This window comes from Bacillus sp. JJ675 (assembly GCF_036963165.1).
Taxonomy (GTDB): domain Bacteria; phylum Bacillota; class Bacilli; order Bacillales; family Bacillaceae; genus Bacillus; species Bacillus glycinifermentans.
On record NZ_JBALMR010000101.1, the window covers coordinates 1 to 1,844 of the forward strand.

General features: G+C 41.0%; 2 protein-coding genes and 1 pseudogene. All 3 read right to left on the bottom strand.

Annotated elements, in window-relative coordinates; genetic code table 11:
• Positions 1–35: 35 nt before the first annotated feature.
• Entirely contained in the window at positions 36–473 is a 438-nt protein-coding gene (locus V7126_RS22280) for an Hsp20/alpha crystallin family protein (protein ID WP_128748174.1), read from the bottom strand.
• Positions 474–604: 131 nt separating this feature from the next.
• Positions 605–853 carry a hypothetical protein gene (locus V7126_RS22285; RefSeq protein ID WP_175077071.1) on the bottom strand — a complete coding sequence of 83 codons (249 nt, stop codon included), beginning with the start codon at positions 851–853 and terminating at the stop codon, positions 605–607.
• A pseudogene (locus V7126_RS22290) lies at positions 843–1,844 on the bottom strand (tetratricopeptide repeat protein); the annotation flags it as partial. The gene V7126_RS22285 and the pseudogene V7126_RS22290, both read right to left, overlap by 11 nt.

The window sequence follows — 1,844 nt, forward strand, 5'->3', positions numbered from 1 at the left end:
CTTGACAGGGGTCACTCCACTTGAGGGACCTCATCTTAATGAAATTCGACATCTATTCTTTTTTTCTGCTCCTTCATGTCTTTCGGCATTCGTACTTCCAGCACCCCGTTTTTATAGGACGCTTTGATTCCTTCAGTCGAAACCGGCCCCGGAAGTGTGACCGACCTGTGAAAACGTCCGACAAACCGTTCTTTCCTGTGGATGTTTTCCTCTTTTACTTCGTTTGATCTGTTTACTGAGCCGCTGATATGCAGCATATTGTTTTCGACATCAATATGAACATCTTCCTTGCTTTCGAGTCCGGGAATGTCGCAGGAAGCTACGATTTCACTTTCGGTTTCGTGCACGTCTACCCGAATTTCTCCAAAGCCGTGTTCCCCTCCGAAAGTCGCCGGAAAATCCGCAAAAACCCGATCAAATTCCCTTCTGACGCTATTCAAATGTTTAAATGGATCATAAGGTACTAATGGCATTTTCTTTCCTCCTTGATCTTATAGTAACTTTATGATGTTCTCATTCTTCATGAATTATTCATGTCATAACTGAAAGCAAAAAAGCAGTGCTCCGCCTGCGAAGCACTGCCGTTTTTTCCTCTCAAATGCCTTTATGTCATATTTCTTTCTGCGGTATGAATCGGTGCAGATGGTTTTGATGTTACGTTTCTTTCCGCTGTTTGAACCGGGGCGGATGGTTTCGATGTTACGTTTCTTTCTGCGATTTGAACCGGGGATGTATTAGATGTCACATTTCTTTCTGCCGTGCTCACATCTTCTGTCTTTGCCGGTAGCGCAAGACTTGTTAAAGACAATCCAATGACTGAAGCAGCGGCGGTTAACAACAGCTTAGACTTCATACGACCAGTCCCCTTTTTTGATTTGTTTGCGGGCGTTGAATACGATTTGATAGAAATAAACCGAATCGCTCAAGAGCCCAATTTCATTATAGTATTCAGCCGCTTCTAAAGCCAGGTCTTCTATGTCTGGATACATTTTTCTTGACTCTAGCAGCTGAAAAGTCTCCGATAGTGAATCCATGCCGTCTTCATTTATATATAAAGCTTGTAAGAAATGATATTTTGATATATATATCGCATCATTTGATTGTTGAGCGATTTTAAAGCCTTCTTTAAAAATATCATGAGCCTGTTCGTTTTGCTTTAGCTTAAAATACGCAAGGGCAAGACTGAAACATGCTTTTGTGAGAGTATCAGAAGTCTCTTCCTTATAAATCACAACAGCCTTGTGAAAGTATTCAGCTGCTTGATCTGCTTTCCCCATCTTGTAATAGCAATTCCCCAAATTGTAAAAGGTATGTCCTTCTAAAATCCGCTGGCTTTCTTCCCGGGCAAGCTTCAGGGCATTTTCAAGATGCGGCAATGCTTTTTCGCTCGACTCCAAATCGTCGTAGTTCCCGGCAATCACAAATTCACACTGAATTCTCCGCACCTTGTAAGTCTCATGCGCCGATACGTTTCAATGGCCTGGAGCGCATAGTTCATTGACACATGGCTTTGCTTCATATGATAAAAGATTTCAGCCATTTTAAAATGAAATTCCGCTCTCTCGATTTCGTCTTCCACATGACGGAGCTTCTTTTCTGCACGCCTGTAAAAAGAGCTCGCTTTAATATAGTCATGATTATTATATTCGTACATCCCTCTGAAAAAGTTAAAATAATATTCAAGCAAGCCATTCAGCTTGCCTTGTTTATCTTCGATATCTTTTAATATTTCAGAAAAATCAGGCGGAACTTTTTCTTCTTCCAGAGGTCTAATATAGTCAAGCATGATTCTATGTCTGAATTCCATTAAGGCGTAATACAATAATAAATCCTGATCTTCTTCC